We start from the raw sequence: 17,879 nt of genomic DNA, 5'->3' as shown, positions 1-17,879 counted from the left end.
GTTACCCTTATTGTTCATTGTTCCAGCTATGCGGTTGTCGATGTTCTCGCTGCATTTCTTTTTCAAATAACTCGTTGAGTTCACGACGCGCCTCTTTTACTCGTGAGATCTGCCCGCTATCACTGTTTTCGCTTTCGGGATACACATCCCGCAGCATTCGCATATCTAAACGACGAAAATGTTGTTTTGCCCGATAGGCTTTGTGCGGATGCATACCAGTGCTAACCAATGCTTTACTCCCTAATTCAAGCGCACTAGAGAATGTTTCACGGCTAAAATCAGTCACACCACTATGCAACAATTCATGTGCTTCCAAACGGCCTTTTGCTCGAGCAATAATATGTAAGTTAGGGAAATTTTCTTGGCAAATTCGCACAATTTCCATCACTTCTTCAGGAATATCACTGGTGATCACTATCGATTTGGCTTTATCCGCCCCTGCTGAGCGCAGTAATTGTAGTTCACGCGCATCACCGTAATACACGGTATAACCATATCGGCGCATAGTGCTAATCGCTGTAACATCTTGTTCGAGAACGGTGATTTTGACTTTATTCGCCATTAATAAACGCCCAACCACTTGCCCCATACGGCCAAAGCCCACGAGGATCACATGCGGGTCGTTATCTTCCACAAATGGCTTTTCACTGGATGCAGGTTGCTGATTATAACGGTAGTTCAAATAGGCATCTATCAACTGCATCACAAGTGGGGTTGTCATCATTGAAAGTGTGACGACCACCAGCAAAAGATCCATTTGACGTTCATCAATCACACTCGCCCCAAAAGCCGTTGCATAAATGACGAAAGCAAATTCACCACCTTGACTTAATACCCCTGAAAATTGGGCGCGAGCACCATTGCGCAGCCGTGCAACAAAACCCAGTATATACAATACCAACGCTTTCACGGCGACCAAGACAACCACCGCAATAAGTACCTGCGGTAAATATGTCCACAGCACTTGTAAGTTAAGTGACATCCCTACAGAGATAAAAAACAGCCCTAATAATAAGCCCTTAAACGGCTCAATGTTGATTTCCAGTTCATGGCGAAATTCAGTTTCTGCTAACATTACCCCCGCCATAAAGGTACCTAATGCCATAGAAAATCCGAGGCTTTCCATGATCAGCGCCGACCCCAATACTACCAGTAGTGCGGCAGCGGTGAAGATTTCATGGACACCCGATTTTGCCGCTAACCGAAACATTGGACGCAATAAGTAGCGACCAACCACCCATAACCCCACAAAGGCGACAACTTTTAAGCCAATTTTTTGCCAGTCACTGGGGGCGGTGTCCCCAGCTAATAATGGAATTAACGCCATAATCGGGATCACGGCCATATCTTGGAATAATAAAACAGAAAACCCAAGCTGCCCGCTTTCTTTATTCGACATGCCCTTTTCGTTCATGAGTTGCAATGCCATCGCGGTTGATGACATCGCCATCCCAAGCCCGCCCACAATGGCGGCCTGCCATGAAAATTTCGCCAAAAACAGTAATGAGGCCATGATTGCCGCAGTGACCACCACTTGAACAGTGCCGACGCCAAAAATAGAGTGCCGAAGTTCCCATAGCTTAGATGGCTTTAACTCTAAGCCGATTAAAAACATCAGAAACACAACACCCATTTCTGAAAAATGTAAAATGTCATCAACATTATGAATAAAGCCAAGTACAAATGGCCCGATCATAATCCCTGCCAATAGATATCCAAGTACCGCACCCAGTCGAATTTTCTGGGCAATTGGTACCATTATCACGCCAGCACACAAAAAGATGATGACGGATTCAAATAGCCCCATGTCTGACATTAGGAAAGCCCTCCCGCACTAAGCGGTTTTTGTATCCATTGACGATAGTCGTCAATAAGCTGTTGAAAATGCGCTTTAGGCTGCCGACGTGCTGCATAAATTATGGTAGGCTCCAGCCACTGCATATCACACATCAATGCTGTCAATTCAAATGGTCGGAGTATTTCTGTTAGAGGATAACGGTTGTACCCATCATATTGATATGCATGGATGGGTTCGCCAGTGGTGATCACAGAGCGCCAATACTTACCTTTTAATTTTTGATACCCCATATCCGTAGCAAAGCGGCGTGTTAATACGCGGTCAAACCACTCTTTCAACAAGGCCGGACAACTATAAGTATAGAGCGGGTGCTGAAAAACAATCACATCATACAAGCACAGTAGCTTTTGCTCAGCGGTAACATCGATAAAATAATCGGGGTATGTGGCATATAAATCGTGCACTGTGACATGTTCAAAATCGCGCACTGCATCAAGCAATGCCTTGTTGGCAATGGACTCATCAGAGTCTGGGTGGGCATAGACCACCAGCACTTTTGGTGTATTTGACATCTTTCCCTCCTCAAAGGCGTGTCAGACGGATAATTTTCCGTTACCATGCTGCCTGCTAAATAGAGTTTACGCCCTAAATATTGCAGTATTCGTATTATTATTCGAACGTATATACTTTAATAATTTAACATATTTTTAATAGACGGTTGCTATGATTGTTTTCTCTTCACTCCAAATTCGTCGAGGCGTTCGTGTTCTTTTGGACAATGCCACGGCGACGATTAACCCCGGCCAAAAAGTTGGTTTAGTGGGTAAAAACGGCTGCGGTAAATCGACACTTCTTGCGCTGTTAAAAGGCGAATTACAGGCTGAAGCAGGTTCTGCAACGTTTCCAAGCAACTGGTCTATGGCATGGGTGAACCAAGAAACCCCCGCATTAGACGTGCCAGCTCTTGAATATGTCATTGACGGTGATCGCGAGTTTCGTGCTCTTGAGCAAAAACTTGCACAGGCAAATGAGAAAAATGATGGTCACGCCATTGCTGTGGTACATGGGCAGTTAGATGCCATCGATGCGTGGACAATCCGCTCACGTGCATCCAGTTTGCTCCATGGTTTAGGTTTTAGCCAAGCGCAATTAGACTCCCCTGTAAAATCGTTTTCAGGTGGATGGCGAATGCGTTTGAACCTCGCACAGGCGCTACTTTGCCGCTCTGATTTGCTGTTACTTGATGAACCAACTAACCACCTTGATTTAGATGCGGTCATTTGGCTAGAGAAATGGTTGAAAAGCTACCAAGGAACATTAATTTTGATCTCCCATGATAGGGATTTCCTTGACCCTATTATTGATAAAGTGCTGCATATCGAACAAGAAACAATGTTCGAATATACAGGGAACTACTCTTCGTTTGAACGCCAACGTGCGACAAAATTGGCTCAGCAGCAAGCGTTGTATGAGAGCCAACAAGCCAAAGCTGCCCATTTGCAAAGCTATATCGACCGCTTTAGAGTGCAAGCGACCAAAGCAAAGCAAGCACAAAGCCGTATTAAGATGTTGGAAAGAATGGAGATGGTGGCACCTGCACATGTGGATAACCCCTTCCATTTTTCATTCCGTAAGCCAGATAGCTTGCCAAACCCATTATTAAAGATGGAAAAAGTGAGTGCAGGTTATGGTGAAAAAGTCATTTTACAATCGATTAAACTGAACTTAGTGCCGGGTTCACGCATTGGTTTACTCGGTCGCAATGGTGCGGGTAAATCCACATTAATTAAAATGTTAGCCGGTGATTTACCACCACTACAGGGGGAAATCTCCCTCGCTAAAGGCATAAAATTGGGTTACTTCGCTCAGCACCAATTGGAGTATCTGCACCCAGAAGAATCGCCATTACAGCATCTCGCTCGCCTTGCGCCCGAGCAAACGGAGCAGCAATTGCGTGATTACTTAGGTGGCTTTGGTTTTAAAGGTGACCAAGTGACCGATCCAAGCGGCCGTTTCTCTGGTGGAGAAAAAGCGCGTTTAGTACTGGCGCTCATTGTGTGGCAGCGCCCAAATCTGTTGTTACTCGATGAGCCAACTAACCACTTGGATTTAGACATGCGTCAAGCTCTCACCGAGGCCTTAATGGCATTCGAAGGGGCATTGGTTGTAGTTTCCCATGACAGGCACTTATTACGTACCACAACCGATGAACTGTATTTAGTTCATGGCGGTGCGGTAGAGCAATTTGATGGTGATTTAGAAGATTACCAGCAATGGCTTGCAGAGCAAAATAAGCTGGAATTACAACAAGTGCGTGATCAGCAAGAAAAGGATAAACCCGCTGCGGCGGCTACTGTCACGGCACAAGATAGAAAAGACCAAAAGCGTCGTGAAGCGGAGTTCCGCCAACTGACTCAGCCAATTCGTAAAAAGATCACCGAGTTAGAAAAGCTGATGGAAAAATATTCAGCATCCTTAGCAGAGTTAGAGGCGAAGCTATCCGATGCTGCCATTTATGAACAAGACAAAAAAGCGGAGTTGACTGCCTGTTTGAAGAAGCAAACCGAGCAAAAGTCCGCACTGGAAGACGTTGAAATGGAATGGATGGAATTACAAGAACAGCTAGAAAGCATGACCAATGAATTTGAAGCTGGCTAGTTATTTTCCCATTTAATTAAATTCGATCAAAACGCTTGTCTTATTTAACGCCAAGCGCTTTGATCGTTTTCCAATCTACAACTATAGCCTACTTGGTATAATTAGTGTTTCACACACATCACATAATACTGCCCATCAATAATTTCAGTGCCTTCTGTTTCATGTTCAAAGCCAGGAAACTCACTGTCCCATGCTTGGAGACTATGTAAGTAACCGATATGCGGGCTATTTTTATCACCAAAACTCTCCCCTGATAGCAACATTGGAATACCCGGCGGATATGGAATAATCGAGTTAGCGGCGATACGCCCCGCTAGTTTATCAAGGGGAACGGCCTCAACGCGGTTAGCAACAATTTCTTGATAAGCGTCCCTTGGGCTCATGATCACTTGAGGGAGTTGCTCATACGCTTGATTAAGCTGCCCCCCAGGGTTGTTTTTTTGCAGGTAGGTAAACATCTTATCCCCTAAGTCACGTAATCCCATATGACCATAAATTTCAGGGGCACTTTCCACCACTTCTGGCAACACTTTCTTCAGCCCAGTGTTATTATCATAATGGCGTTTAAAAGAGAGCAGCGCATTGACCAAGGTTCCCCATTTCCCTTTAGTGATCCCCATGGAAAACAAAAACATAATCTGAAAATCGGTTGTCCGGGTCGGCACAATACCATAATGGTTTAGCCATGCGGTCACGAGTGCTGCGGGGACGCCTGTATCCAATAATTTACCATCGTCCCCCATTCCCGGTGATAAGATACTGACTTTAATTGGGTCGAGCATAGCCCAGTTTTCAGGAATATCTTTAAAGCCGTGCCATTTATCTTCTGGGTTCATTACCCAGCAGTTCTGCTCTTTCATCAGTAATTCGACGGGTGCATCCTCAAAAGCGTAGCGTTTTCCTGTTGCGGGATCTTTTACCATCTCCTGATTCCAAGGTTTAAAGAACCATTCGTCATCATTAAGAAACTCTTTATACAAATAACCTAATGATTGACGAAAATCGATAGCTTCACGGATCACTTCGTCAGTAAGTGAACGCCCACTATTCCCATCCATCATATCCGCTGCAATATCATTTGAGGCACAAATCGCATACAACGGTGATGTGGTGGCATGCATATGGTAAGCCTGATTAAAACGATTAAAATCAATCGAGTTACGACCGTTTCTGATGTGAATAAATGAGGCTTGGGATAACGCATTCAATAATTTATGGGTGGAATGTGTGGCAAAGATAGTCGGTTCATCACCTTTACGCGGTTCATCTCGCATCGCAAAATGGTCATGATAAATTGGGTTAAAACGCGCATAGCCATACCATGCTTCATCAAAATGGATCCTATCCAATGATTTATCCAACAAATCCTGTACCTTGCGAGCATGGTAGCACACGCCATCATAGGTACAATTAGTGACCACGCTATAAGCCGGACGTTTGCCGATTTTGTCTGATGTTAACGGATTTTGCGCGATTTTTTCAGTAATCGCTTCCGGTGTCATCTCTTTGGGGTAGATTGGCCCAATAATCCCGTAGCGGTTGCGACTTGGTGTCATGTACACAGGCTTAGCCCCTGTAAGGATCAGCCCCTGTTCAATAGATTTATGGCAATTTCGGTCGATGACGACGACATCTTCATCGGTCATACAGGCTTGCATTATGGTTCTATTGGAGCCAGAGGTTCCAACAACCACAGAGTAAGATTGGTCAGCACCGAAGATGCGCGCCGCATTTTTTTCACACTCACCGAATGCCCCTGTGTGATCGAGTAATGAGCCGACTGCGACTCGCTCAATCCCAATATCTGTCCGAAATAAATTTTCACCAAAGAAATCATGATAAATGCGCCCAGCGGGTGTTTTGGTAAACCCAACACCACCTTGGTGCCCGGGTGCCGCCCACGAATATTCGTGTATATCACTGTATTTAATTAAGCTTTTCATTAATGGTGGCAGTAATTGCGCACGATAGCGAATAATCGCAGCCAGTACTCGCCCAGCAATAAAGTCGGCAGAGTCTTCTAAAATCCATGCGAACTCATCAACTTGCTCCATCATTTTACGGTCGAAAGCGGTTAGTGCCTCTTCACGATCACTCAATAGAAATACAGGGACATCTTCTTGACGACGATGAAGTTGGGTAATTAATTGATGGGCTTGAGCTTGTTCTTGTTTATCCGACATATCGCGGCCGTAAAGCAAGCAATCGATACTGGTGTTTGAGCGGATGTACGCCATGCCATCTTCAAAATCCCGGATAATCACGGTTTCAACGTGCTCATCGTTCAACTCACTGGCAAGCCTTGCAACAGCATGGCTGATCACGGAATCTTCGTCTGTTAATTCAGTATAAACAATGAGCGCCCTCATCAATAATTCCTCTTAAAATATTTCAAATTTAAATACTTATTACTTTAAGTCTTAACGCAAATACGCCTTTATTGCAAAATTATCGACGAAAGATAAGACAAAAGACTATTCATCCAACTTATTAATAGCCATCCTCGCATTCATAACTAACGATTTTGCTTTGGTTTCGCGTTTTTGTAGCAATGCCATAAAAATTAAGTCTGTTATAGTATTTTGCGCTGTTCGAGAAGAAATAGATGAACTACGCCACTCATCTTCTTCAGCGATACTTTCAAGAATGTAATCAGAAAGTTGTGCTAAGGGAGAATGTCGATCACGCGTTATTGAGATAATTGAAGCGCCCTGCTTACGAGCAATTGTTGCCGCGCTCAACATGTCTTTTCGTTTGCCCGTAAAAGAGATCACAATTTGTACGTCATTGGAATTTAACGTTAAAGCCGTAGCAATTTGCACATGATGGTCAAATTCCACCAAGGTGGTGATGCCAATTTTTTGCAACTTGTAGCTTAAGTCCTTCGCCGTCAGTCCTGAACCGCCAATACCGACTATCTGTACCCGCGTCGATTTCTCGATTAACGCCACAACCTTTTCAAACTGTTTAAAATCAATATGTTTTGTCGTTTCAGTAATCGAGTGTTGCTTCTCCATTGCCAGCTTTTGTGCCACCACCATCAAGTTATCATTCGGTGCAATCCGATTATGTAATGCCGTATGAGCCGCCCCTTCATGAAGTTTTTGGCGACCGATAATTTCACTCAGCGCCAATTTCAGCGCGGGATACCCCTTAACACCGATTTTTTGGCTAAACTTCACAATAGCAGACTGACTGACACTTAAACGCTCAGCCAGTTCAGATGAAGACAAACTCAGTATATTTTCTGGGTTTTCGAGGATAAATTGCGCAATTTTCCGTTGGTTTTCAGCTAATCGCGGTAGCGAATAGGTGATGATGTCTAATAATGTCATCGCGATCTCCCTAAGAGGTGTAAATTTCAATTCATCAAAAAAATAATAATAAATTATTCCTATAAGACGTCATCGATACGTTAAAAATAACTGAATGAATTCAATCAACAACCATTTTTCCATTAGATTTTATTTACAAAATATTCCTTTATATTCGCAAGTTAGAATAGATAGCACCGTGATTTCAATCACACCATAGGAATAAATAATTCCTTAGTATTAGCGCAATATCTGACTTAGGAGCAATTTTTATGACTATCGACTTAAGCAAAATGGTAACGGAAAGCCGCAATGCTGCAAGCACGCATATTGACCAACTACCGACCTTGCAAATGCTGCAAGTGATCAATAACGAAGACAAACAAGTCCCTTTAGCGGTCGAAAAAGTCCTACCCGAAATTGCACAGTTGGTTGATAAAGTGGCAGATGCTTTTCTAAACGGTGGTCGGTTAATTTACTCAGGTGCAGGCACATCAGGGCGCTTAGGGATACTTGACGCCAGTGAGTGCCCGCCAACCTATGGCACACCTCATGAGCAAGTTGTTGGTCTTATTGCTGGCGGGCACCAAGCGATTTTCCGTGCGGTTGAAAACGCAGAAGATAAACCCGAACTCGGTGAGCAAGATCTGAAAAATATCCAGTTCAATGAAAAAGATGTGCTTGTTGGCATCGCGGCAAGTGGTCGTACTCCCTATGTGTTAGGTGCTTTAGCTTATGCAAACGCCATCGGTGCAGCCACCGCAGCCATTAGCTGTAATCCTAACAGCCCGATTGCTAATGCGGCAGATATCGCCATCACCCCTGTTGTCGGTCCAGAAGTGGTCACCGGCTCTTCACGAATGAAAGCAGGAACAGCCCAAAAATTAGTCCTAAATATGATCACCACCGGTGCAATGATCCGCATCGGTAAGGTATTTGGCAACTTAATGGTCGATGTTGAAGCCACTAATGCCAAGTTAATTGAAAGACAAACTAAAATTGTCATGGAGGCAACAGACTGCGACCGAACCACCGCAGAAGCGGCACTTCAACAATGTAATAGACACTGTAAGACCGCCATTTTGATGGTGTTATCCGGTTTGAATGCCGATGATGCGCGTCAACTGCTCTCAAACAATAACGGTTTTATTCGTACAGCACTCAATATGGCATCCTCCGCCTAATAAGCGGATTTTAATGAGAAAAATAGTATGGCTAAAATAACAACAGAAATGATGCAGCAGATCCTGCAACAGGTCGGAGGTCGTCGCAATATTAAGTTAGCGGGCAACTGCATGACCCGCTTACGACTCACACTCAACAATGACCAACTGGTCGATAAAGCCGCACTCAAACAAATTGCTGGCGTGCTCGGTGTTATCGAGAGTGACGAACAACTGCAAATTGTTCTCGGCCCCGGTAAAGCCCAAACCGCCGCCGACTTAATGAACAAGATATTAGAAGATGGAGAAGATGATACCGATGTAACACCTCATCAAACTCAAAATCTTAACGAAATTGCGTCTGCCAATAAGCAACAACTGAAAAAGAAACAAACCAGTGCAGTACACCGTTTTCTATCAAAATTTGCCACGATATTTACCCCATTAATTCCTGGATTTATTGGGGCGGGTCTATTGATGGGGATCGCCTCATTGCTCGGGTTGCTAGTCACCAATGAAAACCTGTTCCCACCAGATTCCCAACAGTTGGGCTGGCTAAAAAGCGCTATTGCCTACCTAGCCGTATTTGGTAAAGGATTATTTACCTTTATGGGACTTTTAATTGGCTATAATGCCCAAAAAGCCTTTGGGGGAAGCGGCGTTAACGGCGCAATTATTGCCGCCTTGTTTATTTTAGGCTATGACCCAGAAGCAACAAAAGGCTTCTATTCGGGGATGTCGAACTTCTTTGGTTGGCACATCGATCCTCGCGGTAATATTATTGGGATTTTAATCGCCTGTATTTTTGGTGCGTGGGTTGAGAAACACGTTCGCAAAATTATTCCATCCAGCCTTGATATTATTTTAACCTCAACCATTACTCTGTTAATTGTAGGTGCAGCAACCTTTATCTTTATCATGCCAATTGGTGTTTGGCTGTTTGACGGAATGTCGTGGTTATTTATGCACTTAAACGGTAACCCAATTGGAACCGCTATCTTGGCTGGGCTATTCTTAATTGCAGTCATGTTTGGTGTTCATCAAGGGTTTATCCCTGTTTATGTCGCTTTAGTGGACGCACAAGGGTTTAACTCGTTATTTCCGATACTGGCGATGGCAGGTGCAGGCCAAGTGGGTGCCGCACTCGCTTTATATGTGAAAGCAAAAAAAGGCTCTGTGACACGAGGGCAAATTGGCGGGGCGCTGTTCCCCGGCTTCTTAGGCATCGGCGAGCCATTAATTTATGGCGTTACGCTGCCTCGCGTCAAACCATTCATCACCGCCTGCTTTGGTGGTGCGGCTGGCGGATTCTTTATCGGTGCCGTCGCATGGATGGGTTTACCCGTCGGTTTAAATACGGTGTTTGGCCCGTCAGGACTCATTGCTATTCCATTAATGACCTCTGGACAAGGTGTCCTTGCAGGGATGGCGGTGTACATCGGGGGCGTACTGGTTTCGTATGTGTGCGGCTTCCTCTTTACATACCTGTTTGGAAGTAAAGGTGTGGATTTAAGTTAATCGTACTCCATGCCCAAAAGTAGCCTGTTGGCTGCTTTGAGGTTGTTAACAAAGTGGGATAACAGCATGTTTTTTCCCACTTTGTATTATTCAGTCAGCACGACAAATACATTTGGCTATTTTTTAGATTTTTTCTTAACCTTTTTTAGCGGTAAAAATCAGCAGCAAAGACAAACAGCCCCTAGCTCCTATTAGCTTCTTGGTAACAACCTCATCACTCTAGCCAAATCAGAGGGACGCATAAAGCTGTTAAGCTCCCCATAACCCAGTTAAAAATAAACCAAGCTTGGCGACTGCGTAAAAATAAGCTAATTAATGAACCAAACCCCATCCAGATAAGCCCCGCAACCAAATTGACAACCACAAAAGCGATGCTCATCACTATAATAGACTGAGTAAATAACTCACCAGGTAAGCTAAATCCCCCCACTGCACCTAACCCCATCATCCATGCTTTTGGGTTTAAAAATTGCAATAAACCACCTTGATACCAAGTCACACTTTTTGCCACTTCGCTATTTGCCTTAAGTGGGGCATAATTTGCTGTGGCGGTTTTCCATGCAAGCCACAATAAATAAAGGCTTCCTGCAATTTTTAAGACAATATGGATCGCAGGATATAGCAGTAAAAGCGCAGCAATACCAAATGCAGATAGGTAAAGTATGGATTGCATACCTAGCATAATCCCTAGACATAATGCGATTGTGCGACGAAAGCCATAATTTGCTGCGCTTGAGGTCAGCAACATGTTGTTAGGGCCGGGTGTGACTGCTGCAATGAATAGAAATGTAAAAAGTGAAAAAATCAGCCCTAGTGTCATTTATACTTTAATCCTCAAACTCAAATTTGTTTACTTGCATCACAAAAAAATAACAGTATGTTATGTGACTCACAAGAGTCCCCATTAAATAAAATAAGGCTATGTCAGAAAACTTTCGTCCGATAAGTTGGGCTAAGAATCCACACCTCCAAACGTTGTTGCCAAGAATTTTTCGCAGGACACCGAAAATTAAACCTTTTTGGCAGAGACTTGAATTGCCTGATGGCGATTTTATCGATCTCGCTTGGAGCGAAAAACCTGAGCTCGCAGCACACAAGCCGCGTTTAGTTATTTTTCATGGGTTAGAAGGCAATTTTAAAAGCCCCTATGCTCACGGCATGTTAGAAAGCGCACAGAACCAGGGCTGGTTAGGTGTGATCATGCATTTTCGTGGTTGTAGCGGCGAACCGAATCGCCAGCAGCGCATCTATCATTCAGGTGAAACTAATGATGCACGCTATTTCCTACGCTGGCTAAAACACACGTTTGGTGAAGCACCAACGGCGGCTGTAGGTTATTCCCTCGGCGGCAATATGTTAGCCTGTTACTTAGCTGAAAGTGGGCAAAATGCCGATGTAGATGCAGGCGTGGTGGTATCAGCGCCATTAATGTTAGAAGCTTGTTCATTACGTATGGAAAAAGGGATCTCCCAATTTTATCAACGCTATTTATTGAATGGCTTAAAGCGTAATGCGACTCGCAAACTGGTGCGCTACCCCGGTTCACTGCCATTAAATTTGTTACAACTAAAACAACTTAAACGCATTCGTGAGTTTGATGATGTTATCACCGCCCGTATTCATGGCTTTGATGATGCAACGGACTATTATCAAAAATGCAGTGCGCTTCCTAAGCTAGCCTATATCACCAAACCTACGTTAATCATTCATGCGAAAGATGATCCTTTTATGGCACCTGAAGTGGTCCCTGATTTATCACATCTGCCTAAAAATGTAGAGTACCAAATGACTGAACACGGTGGCCATGTGGGCTTTGTCAGTGGCTCGTTAAGAAAACCCAAAATGTGGCTAGAAACCCGAATTCCACAATGGCTAACCCCTTATTTAAATAAGGAACAAAAATGATTATTCCTTGGCGAGAACTTGCGCCTGAAACATTGGAAAATCTGATAGAAAGCTATGTGTTACGCGAAGGCACCGACTACGGTGCCCAAGAAAAAAGCCTGCAAGAGAAAGTAAACGATGTGAAACGGCAGTTAGTTTCTGGCGAAATTGTGCTAGTCTGGTCACAATTGCATGAATCGGTTAATTTCATGCCTAAAGCCCGCTAACCCGCTTCGCTCGCTGTTGCTAAAATAGTGGCCATAAGCGCAACACAGGGAGTCCGCTATGTCCAAAAAACATCCGATTATTGCCATCACTGGTTCAAGCGGTGCCGGCACAACCTCTACCAGCCAAGCATTCCGTAAAATATTTCACCAATTAAATATCCAATCTGCCACGCTAGAGGGCGATAGTTTCCACCGTTATACGCGCCCTGAAATGGATATGGCGATCCGCAAAGCGAGAGAACAAGGACGGCACATTAGCTACTTTGGTCCAGAAGCCAATGACTTTGCGCTACTTGAACAAACGCTGGTTGATTATGCTAAAACTGGCTGTGGAAAATCGCGAAAATACCTACATACCTACGATGAAGCGGTGCCTTATGGTTTACAACCGGGGACATTCACGCCTTGGGAAGCACTGCCTGAAAAAACCGATGTGCTATTTTATGAAGGTTTACACGGTGGGATAGTAACCCCCGAACACAATGTTGCCCAACATGTTGATTTATTAGTTGGCGTTGTACCTATCGTAAATTTGGAGTGGATACAAAAACTGATCCGCGATACGACAGAACGCGGGCACTCTCGAGAAGCTGTGATGGACTCAGTCGTGCGCTCGATGGGCGATTACATTAACTATATCACGCCACAATTTTCCCGTACGCATATTAACTTCCAACGCGTCCCCACGGTAGATACTTCAAACCCCTTTTCAGCGAAAGCCATTCCTTCACAAGATGAAAGTTTTATTGTTATTCGCTTTCGTGGGCTAGAACAGATCGATTTCCCCTATCTACTATCAATGATATCTGGCTCTTTCATCTCAGCAATGAATACGATTGTCGTACCCGGTGGGAAATTAGGTTTAGCGATGGAGTTAATTATGACGCCAATAGTCGAAAAATTAATTAGTCGAAAGCACAGCTAAATTTTTTGATTATTATAAAAGATGCTTATCATTAATTAAGGTAAGCATCTTATTTATCAAATATAACAACAACAATTAAACTTATTTTTGGTTTTTTATTTCAAAGCTATGTGACACTTCAACGGTTTTTTCTAGCATTAACGCCACTGAACAATATTTTTCAGCCGAAAGTTGCACTGCACGTTCAACGGCTTTATCCGTTAATTCATTTCCTGTTACAATAAAATGCAGATGAATTTTAACGAAATAACGTGGTGCTTCTTCACGGCGCTGAGAGGTTAATTTCACTTCGCAGTCGGTAATATCATTACGACCTTTTTGTAAGATAGATACCACGTCGATGGCGCTGCAACCGCCCGCAGCCATTAGTACCATCTCCATTGGGCTTGGTGCTTTATCTCCAGCATTACCGTCCATCATCACTTGATGACCTGATGCTGACTCACCTAAAAAAGAGAGGCCTTCTACCCATTTAACTCTTGCTTCCATTTTATTCCCCTTGAAATGAAATCGATTTAAAGGCTACATTGTTCCATAGATATAATAAATGTTATATCAGCTTTATTCTGCTGAAGCGATACAGGAGAGACTTTCTGTATTGGATATGCTACAAACAATACTTAGTTGATAGGATTAAGATCAAAACTCAACGTTGCATTTGATTATATTATAGTGTTGATATCAATTTGTTCACCCTAACCATGAAAAGCGATTGATATAATGTTGCTATTCTTATTATTTAGGGTATATAAGACAAATTAATATGCTAAGCTAGTGACTTTAAAGCCAGCCTTTCTGGTACGCTTTTTCCGGATGGCTGCAATAACATACAGAGGATAACGCTAATGGTTCTCGGCAAGCCACAAACAGACCCTACTCTTGAATGGTTTTTGTCACACTGCCATATTCATAAGTATCCATCCAAGAGCACACTGATCCATCAGGGTGAGAAAGCAGAAACCCTTTACTACATAGTTAAAGGTTCAGTGGCTGTTTTAATCAAAGATGAAGAAGGCAAAGAAATGATCCTCTCCTACCTGAATCAGGGGGATTTCATTGGTGAGCTTGGATTATTTGAAGAAGGGCAAGAACGTACTGCGTGGGTTAGAGCAAAAATCGCCTGCGAAGTTGCTGAAATTTCTTACAAGAAATTCCGTCAATTGATTCAGGTTAATCCTGATATCTTAATGCGTCTCTCTGCGCAAATGGCAAGCCGCCTGCAAACAACGTCAGAAAAAGTGGGTAACCTCGCTTTCTTAGACGTTACAGGTCGTATCGCTCAAACGTTACTGAATCTCGCTAAACAACCTGATGCCATGACACATCCAGATGGGATGCAAATTAAAATCACCCGTCAGGAAATTGGTCAAATCGTTGGTTGTTCCCGTGAAACTGTCGGCCGTATTTTAAAAATGCTGGAAGATCAAAACTTAATCTCCGCACATGGTAAAACCATTGTTGTTTACGGCACACGATAATTAACCTTTCGCCTCACTCCCTTGGTGAGGCGCACTCTTTCGAATAGCTTTATATCATTGGTATAAAGCTATTTACATGAATGATTAGTGATAATCATATTTCCCATAACAATCCAAGTAGTATCGTTTCTTTATATTTTCTAGCTAATTGTCAAACTAAGATAGTGATAACTAATCATTACTCGGAGATTATTAGTTATGAAAATAGACAATAAACAAAATAATCATTTAGCCAGCATATCTAGTAATAAAAATATTCCCCCTCGAACGCCTTCAGTCATTTGTAATTTAAATACTATCAAAACATTCAATACCGTAAATTATCAGAAAATAAATTTTGCTATTCAGTCTCGATACTTTCATGAAAGAGCACAACCCGAATTAGACCATCTACCTTATTCACCACCTGTTGAAAAAATCTTGCTACCTTATAAATATCATGAAGATGAGTTTATTTCTCCATCAAATATCTTTAAGCGTAGCATTATCATAGAACAAAATTCACCCAAAAGCGTTAAACAGGAAGATACCGCCATGAAAATTAGTAATCCTAATTCTGAATCAATAAATATAAATAGAAAAAACTTAATTAAAGATTTTGGCATCAACAAATTAAAACACTTTTTCTATGAATCTATTGATAAAATAAACTCAACAGGTAAGATTCGAGCTTTAATCGTTATGAATAAACTGAAGCCCAGAGCAGAAGATTTATACAGTGTTAAGTTTTATAGTCAACAGAGGATCACTGAAATACAAAAGACTAACAAACAAAATACAGAGACTGTCAATAACGAAAGAAATCTGCCAATAGCATTTTCAGGTAAGGATAAAGCGCAATTTAATCAGGCTAAAATATTAAAAAATGAAATTTATGAACTCGAAAAAAAGATATTACATTATGATAATTTTAGTCATGTAGGTGATAAGTTTCAATATACCAAATCAGTACAACAACTGATTAATGAATGTATTTTATCTCCATCGAATAAAAGAGGTAATAAGTTTAATGCCACCATTGAGACTATGAATGGAATTATTAATAAGCTAAATAGTCAACACCTTTATTTTAAAGAAAATAAAAATACAAACATAGAAACCACATCTAAAAAAATTATGTTCAATAGTAATGAGAGTCTAAACTCTAATTCCTCAGGTTATTTCTCAGAATCAACTGATACATCGGAATATAGTTCAGAAGAAACTATAAAGCAAAATATAACCAATAAACAGACTATTAATCGAAAAAATAATATGCAAGAAAACGAAAAATTAAAAAATACAGAAACTCCTCTTAAAAAAACACATATTACAGTGAAGCCGAAGAAAAAAACATATCAGTTTAATGGAAAAATATACCAAACTAAGACATCAATGCTACGAGCTAAACATAATAGTGAAAAATATCAATTTCCACTACATGAAAATTCTCCAATAATAATTTCAAATCATGGAAAACCAGAAACTAAAAAATTAGAAGCTCTGCTAAAAGACTCAGTAGCAACTGTTGATGATTTGATTCATCTTCAAGTCGAAATAGAACAAGAAGAAGCCCATTCTGCTGAAATAAAAAATCAACTAAAGAAGTTAGGATATAGCGTAACAGCTTAATTAGAATGAAGGTGCAGCGAAACATCTGCACCTTTAATATAGTCGCTAACCCAGCAACTTCCCAATCGCCGCATCTAACTTCGCCATTCCACTATTAATTTCTTCTTCAGAAATAATCAGTGAAGGCGTAAAACGCAGTACGTTAGTACCTGCATTTAGCATCATCAGGCCTTCCACTGCGCTGGCTTGCAAAATATCTTTCGAACGGTTCAATAGCCTGCCATCTAATTCAGCACCGATTAATAGTCCCATGCCTCTGATCTCAGAAAAAATACCATATTTTTCATTAAGTTTATTAAGATGAGAAACAAATAGCTCACGGCGTTTTTCAACACCGCTTAAGACCTCTTCAGTATTAATAATATCGAATGCGGCATTACCGACAGCACAAGCTAATGGATTCCCCCCGTAAGTCGTACCATGGGAACCGACTTCCATGGTTTTCGCGATTTCTTCTGTGGTGATCATTGCACTAATTGGAAAACCGCCGCCCAGTGCTTTTGCCGTAGTTAAAATATCGGGTGTCACACCATAGTGCATATAAGCAAATAATTTCCCTGTACGCCCCATACCGCTTTGCACTTCATCGAAAATTAATAAGGCATTATTTTCATCACACAGCTTACGAACTCCTTGCAGGAATTCTGAAGTCGCCGCAGTGACGCCACCTTCGCCTTGTACGGGCTCTAAAACAACCGCACAGGTATTTTCATCAATCACCGCTTTAACCGCGTCAAGGTCATTAAAAGGCACATGGATAATATCGGCAGGCTTTGGCCCAAAGCCATCGGCATATTTAGCTTGCCCTCCTACCGAAACAGTAAATAAGGTTCGGCCATGAAACCCCTGCTTAAATGCGATAATTTTCGTTTTATAAGGGCTATATTTTGTGATGGCATAACGGCGCGCTAGTTTAAATGCCGCTTCATTCGCTTCAGAACCTGAGTTAACAAAGAATGCACGATCGGCAAATGTTGCTTGGGTGATCTTTTGCGCTAACTTAAGCGCCTGCTCATTTGTAAAAATATTACTGACGTGCCAAAGTTTTTCACTTTGCTCACGAACCGCAGCAACTAAGCTCGGATGGCAATGTCCTAAAGCTAAAACTGCAATCCCACCTGCAAAATCAATATATTCTTTACCTTGTTGATCCCATACACGGCTTCCTTCACCCTTCACTGGAATAAACTCTGCTGGCGAAAAAATAGGCAACATGACTTGATCAAAAGTCTGCCGATTTACTGATTGTTGTTCTGTCATACCCCTCACCTGCTCTAACTTGATGCCTAAGTGAAAATATAAG

Annotated in this window: 15 protein-coding genes; 8 read left to right on the top strand and 7 right to left on the bottom strand. The window is 42.2% G+C overall.

All coding sequences use genetic code 11. The annotated features are described in order from the left end of the window. Positions 1-7: 7 nt before the first annotated feature. Entirely contained in the window at positions 8-1,816 is a 1,809-nt protein-coding gene (gene kefB, locus AB6N04_RS18250) for a glutathione-regulated potassium-efflux system protein KefB (protein WP_369309646.1), read from the bottom strand. Continuing rightward, positions 1,816-2,370: a glutathione-regulated potassium-efflux system ancillary protein KefG gene (gene kefG, locus AB6N04_RS18245; RefSeq protein WP_369309645.1), complete on the bottom strand. Its 555-nt coding sequence runs from the start codon at positions 2,368-2,370 to the stop codon at positions 1,816-1,818. Before kefG ends, kefB begins: the two co-directional genes overlap by 1 nt. A 151-nt stretch (positions 2,371-2,521) precedes the next feature. Here kefG and AB6N04_RS18240 point away from each other — a divergent pair, with 151 nt between their 5' ends. Next, on the top strand, positions 2,522-4,456 hold the full coding sequence (locus AB6N04_RS18240) for an ABC transporter ATP-binding protein (protein WP_369309644.1): 1,935 nt from the start codon (positions 2,522-2,524) through the stop codon (positions 4,454-4,456). Positions 4,457-4,557: 101 nt separating this feature from the next. Here the strand turns inward: AB6N04_RS18240 and adiA are convergent, their stop codons facing one another. Beyond that, the gene (gene adiA / locus AB6N04_RS18235; RefSeq protein WP_369309643.1) at positions 4,558-6,825 is read right to left on the bottom strand and encodes an arginine decarboxylase; all 2,268 of its coding nucleotides are present in this window, start codon (positions 6,823-6,825) and stop codon (positions 4,558-4,560) included. A 105-nt stretch (positions 6,826-6,930) separates the two neighbouring features. Continuing rightward, a complete protein-coding gene (locus AB6N04_RS18230) occupies positions 6,931-7,791 on the bottom strand; it encodes a MurR/RpiR family transcriptional regulator (RefSeq protein WP_369309642.1) in 861 nt (286 codons plus the stop codon). 251 nt (positions 7,792-8,042) lie between these two features. Here AB6N04_RS18230 and murQ point away from each other — a divergent pair, with 251 nt between their 5' ends. Both murQ and murP read left to right on the top strand, forming a co-directional pair. Then, positions 8,043-8,954: an N-acetylmuramic acid 6-phosphate etherase gene (murQ, locus tag AB6N04_RS18225; protein WP_369309641.1), complete on the top strand. Its 912-nt coding sequence runs from the start codon at positions 8,043-8,045 to the stop codon at positions 8,952-8,954. Positions 8,955-8,981: 27 nt separating this feature from the next. After that, positions 8,982-10,451: a PTS N-acetylmuramic acid transporter subunit IIBC gene (gene murP, locus AB6N04_RS18220; protein WP_369309640.1), complete on the top strand. Its 1,470-nt coding sequence runs from the start codon at positions 8,982-8,984 to the stop codon at positions 10,449-10,451. 214 nt (positions 10,452-10,665) lie between these two features. On the opposite strand, the gene AB6N04_RS18215 is transcribed toward murP, so the two are convergent. Continuing rightward, the gene (locus tag AB6N04_RS18215; protein ID WP_369309639.1) at positions 10,666-11,271 is read right to left on the bottom strand and encodes a LysE family translocator; all 606 of its coding nucleotides are present in this window, start codon (positions 11,269-11,271) and stop codon (positions 10,666-10,668) included. A 101-nt stretch (positions 11,272-11,372) separates the two neighbouring features. On the opposite strand from AB6N04_RS18215, the gene AB6N04_RS18210 reads away from it, so the two are divergent. Genes AB6N04_RS18210 through AB6N04_RS18200 form a run of 3 tightly spaced genes read left to right on the top strand, consistent with a single transcriptional unit; the run spans position 11,373 to position 13,487 of the window. Beyond that, positions 11,373-12,356 carry a hydrolase gene (locus AB6N04_RS18210; protein WP_369309638.1) on the top strand — a complete coding sequence of 328 codons (984 nt, stop codon included), beginning with the start codon at positions 11,373-11,375 and terminating at the stop codon, positions 12,354-12,356. Further along, a complete protein-coding gene (locus AB6N04_RS18205; protein ID WP_369309637.1) occupies positions 12,353-12,562 on the top strand; it encodes a YheU family protein in 210 nt (69 codons plus the stop codon). Before AB6N04_RS18210 ends, AB6N04_RS18205 begins: the two co-directional genes overlap by 4 nt. A 58-nt stretch (positions 12,563-12,620) precedes the next feature. Beyond that, positions 12,621-13,487, top strand: coding sequence for a phosphoribulokinase (locus AB6N04_RS18200; protein WP_369309636.1), 867 nt, complete (start codon positions 12,621-12,623; stop codon positions 13,485-13,487). 81 nt (positions 13,488-13,568) lie between these two features. Here AB6N04_RS18200 and AB6N04_RS18195 read toward each other — a convergent pair whose 3' ends face one another. Continuing rightward, positions 13,569-13,976 (bottom strand): OsmC family protein, encoded by a 408-nt coding sequence (locus tag AB6N04_RS18195; RefSeq protein ID WP_369309635.1) that lies wholly within the window; start codon positions 13,974-13,976, stop codon positions 13,569-13,571. 356 nt (positions 13,977-14,332) lie between these two features. On the opposite strand from AB6N04_RS18195, the gene crp reads away from it, so the two are divergent. Next, positions 14,333-14,965, top strand: coding sequence for a cAMP-activated global transcriptional regulator CRP (gene crp / locus AB6N04_RS18190; RefSeq protein ID WP_004262556.1), 633 nt, complete (start codon positions 14,333-14,335; stop codon positions 14,963-14,965). A 198-nt stretch (positions 14,966-15,163) separates the two neighbouring features. After that, on the top strand, positions 15,164-16,576 hold the full coding sequence (locus AB6N04_RS18185) for a hypothetical protein (protein WP_369309634.1): 1,413 nt from the start codon (positions 15,164-15,166) through the stop codon (positions 16,574-16,576). A 45-nt stretch (positions 16,577-16,621) separates the two neighbouring features. On the opposite strand, the gene AB6N04_RS18180 is transcribed toward AB6N04_RS18185, so the two are convergent. After that, complete coding sequence (locus tag AB6N04_RS18180) at positions 16,622-17,836, bottom strand: aspartate aminotransferase family protein (protein ID WP_369309633.1); 1,215 nt, start codon at positions 17,834-17,836, stop codon at positions 16,622-16,624. Positions 17,837-17,879 lie beyond the last annotated feature (43 nt).

Origin of the sequence: Providencia rettgeri, assembly GCF_041075285.1 — a bacterium.
In the GTDB taxonomy this organism is placed as follows: Bacteria; Pseudomonadota; Gammaproteobacteria; order Enterobacterales; family Enterobacteriaceae; genus Providencia; species Providencia rettgeri_G.
Note: the sequence above shows the minus strand (reverse complement) of the source record. Positions and strands in the feature narration are given on the sequence as shown.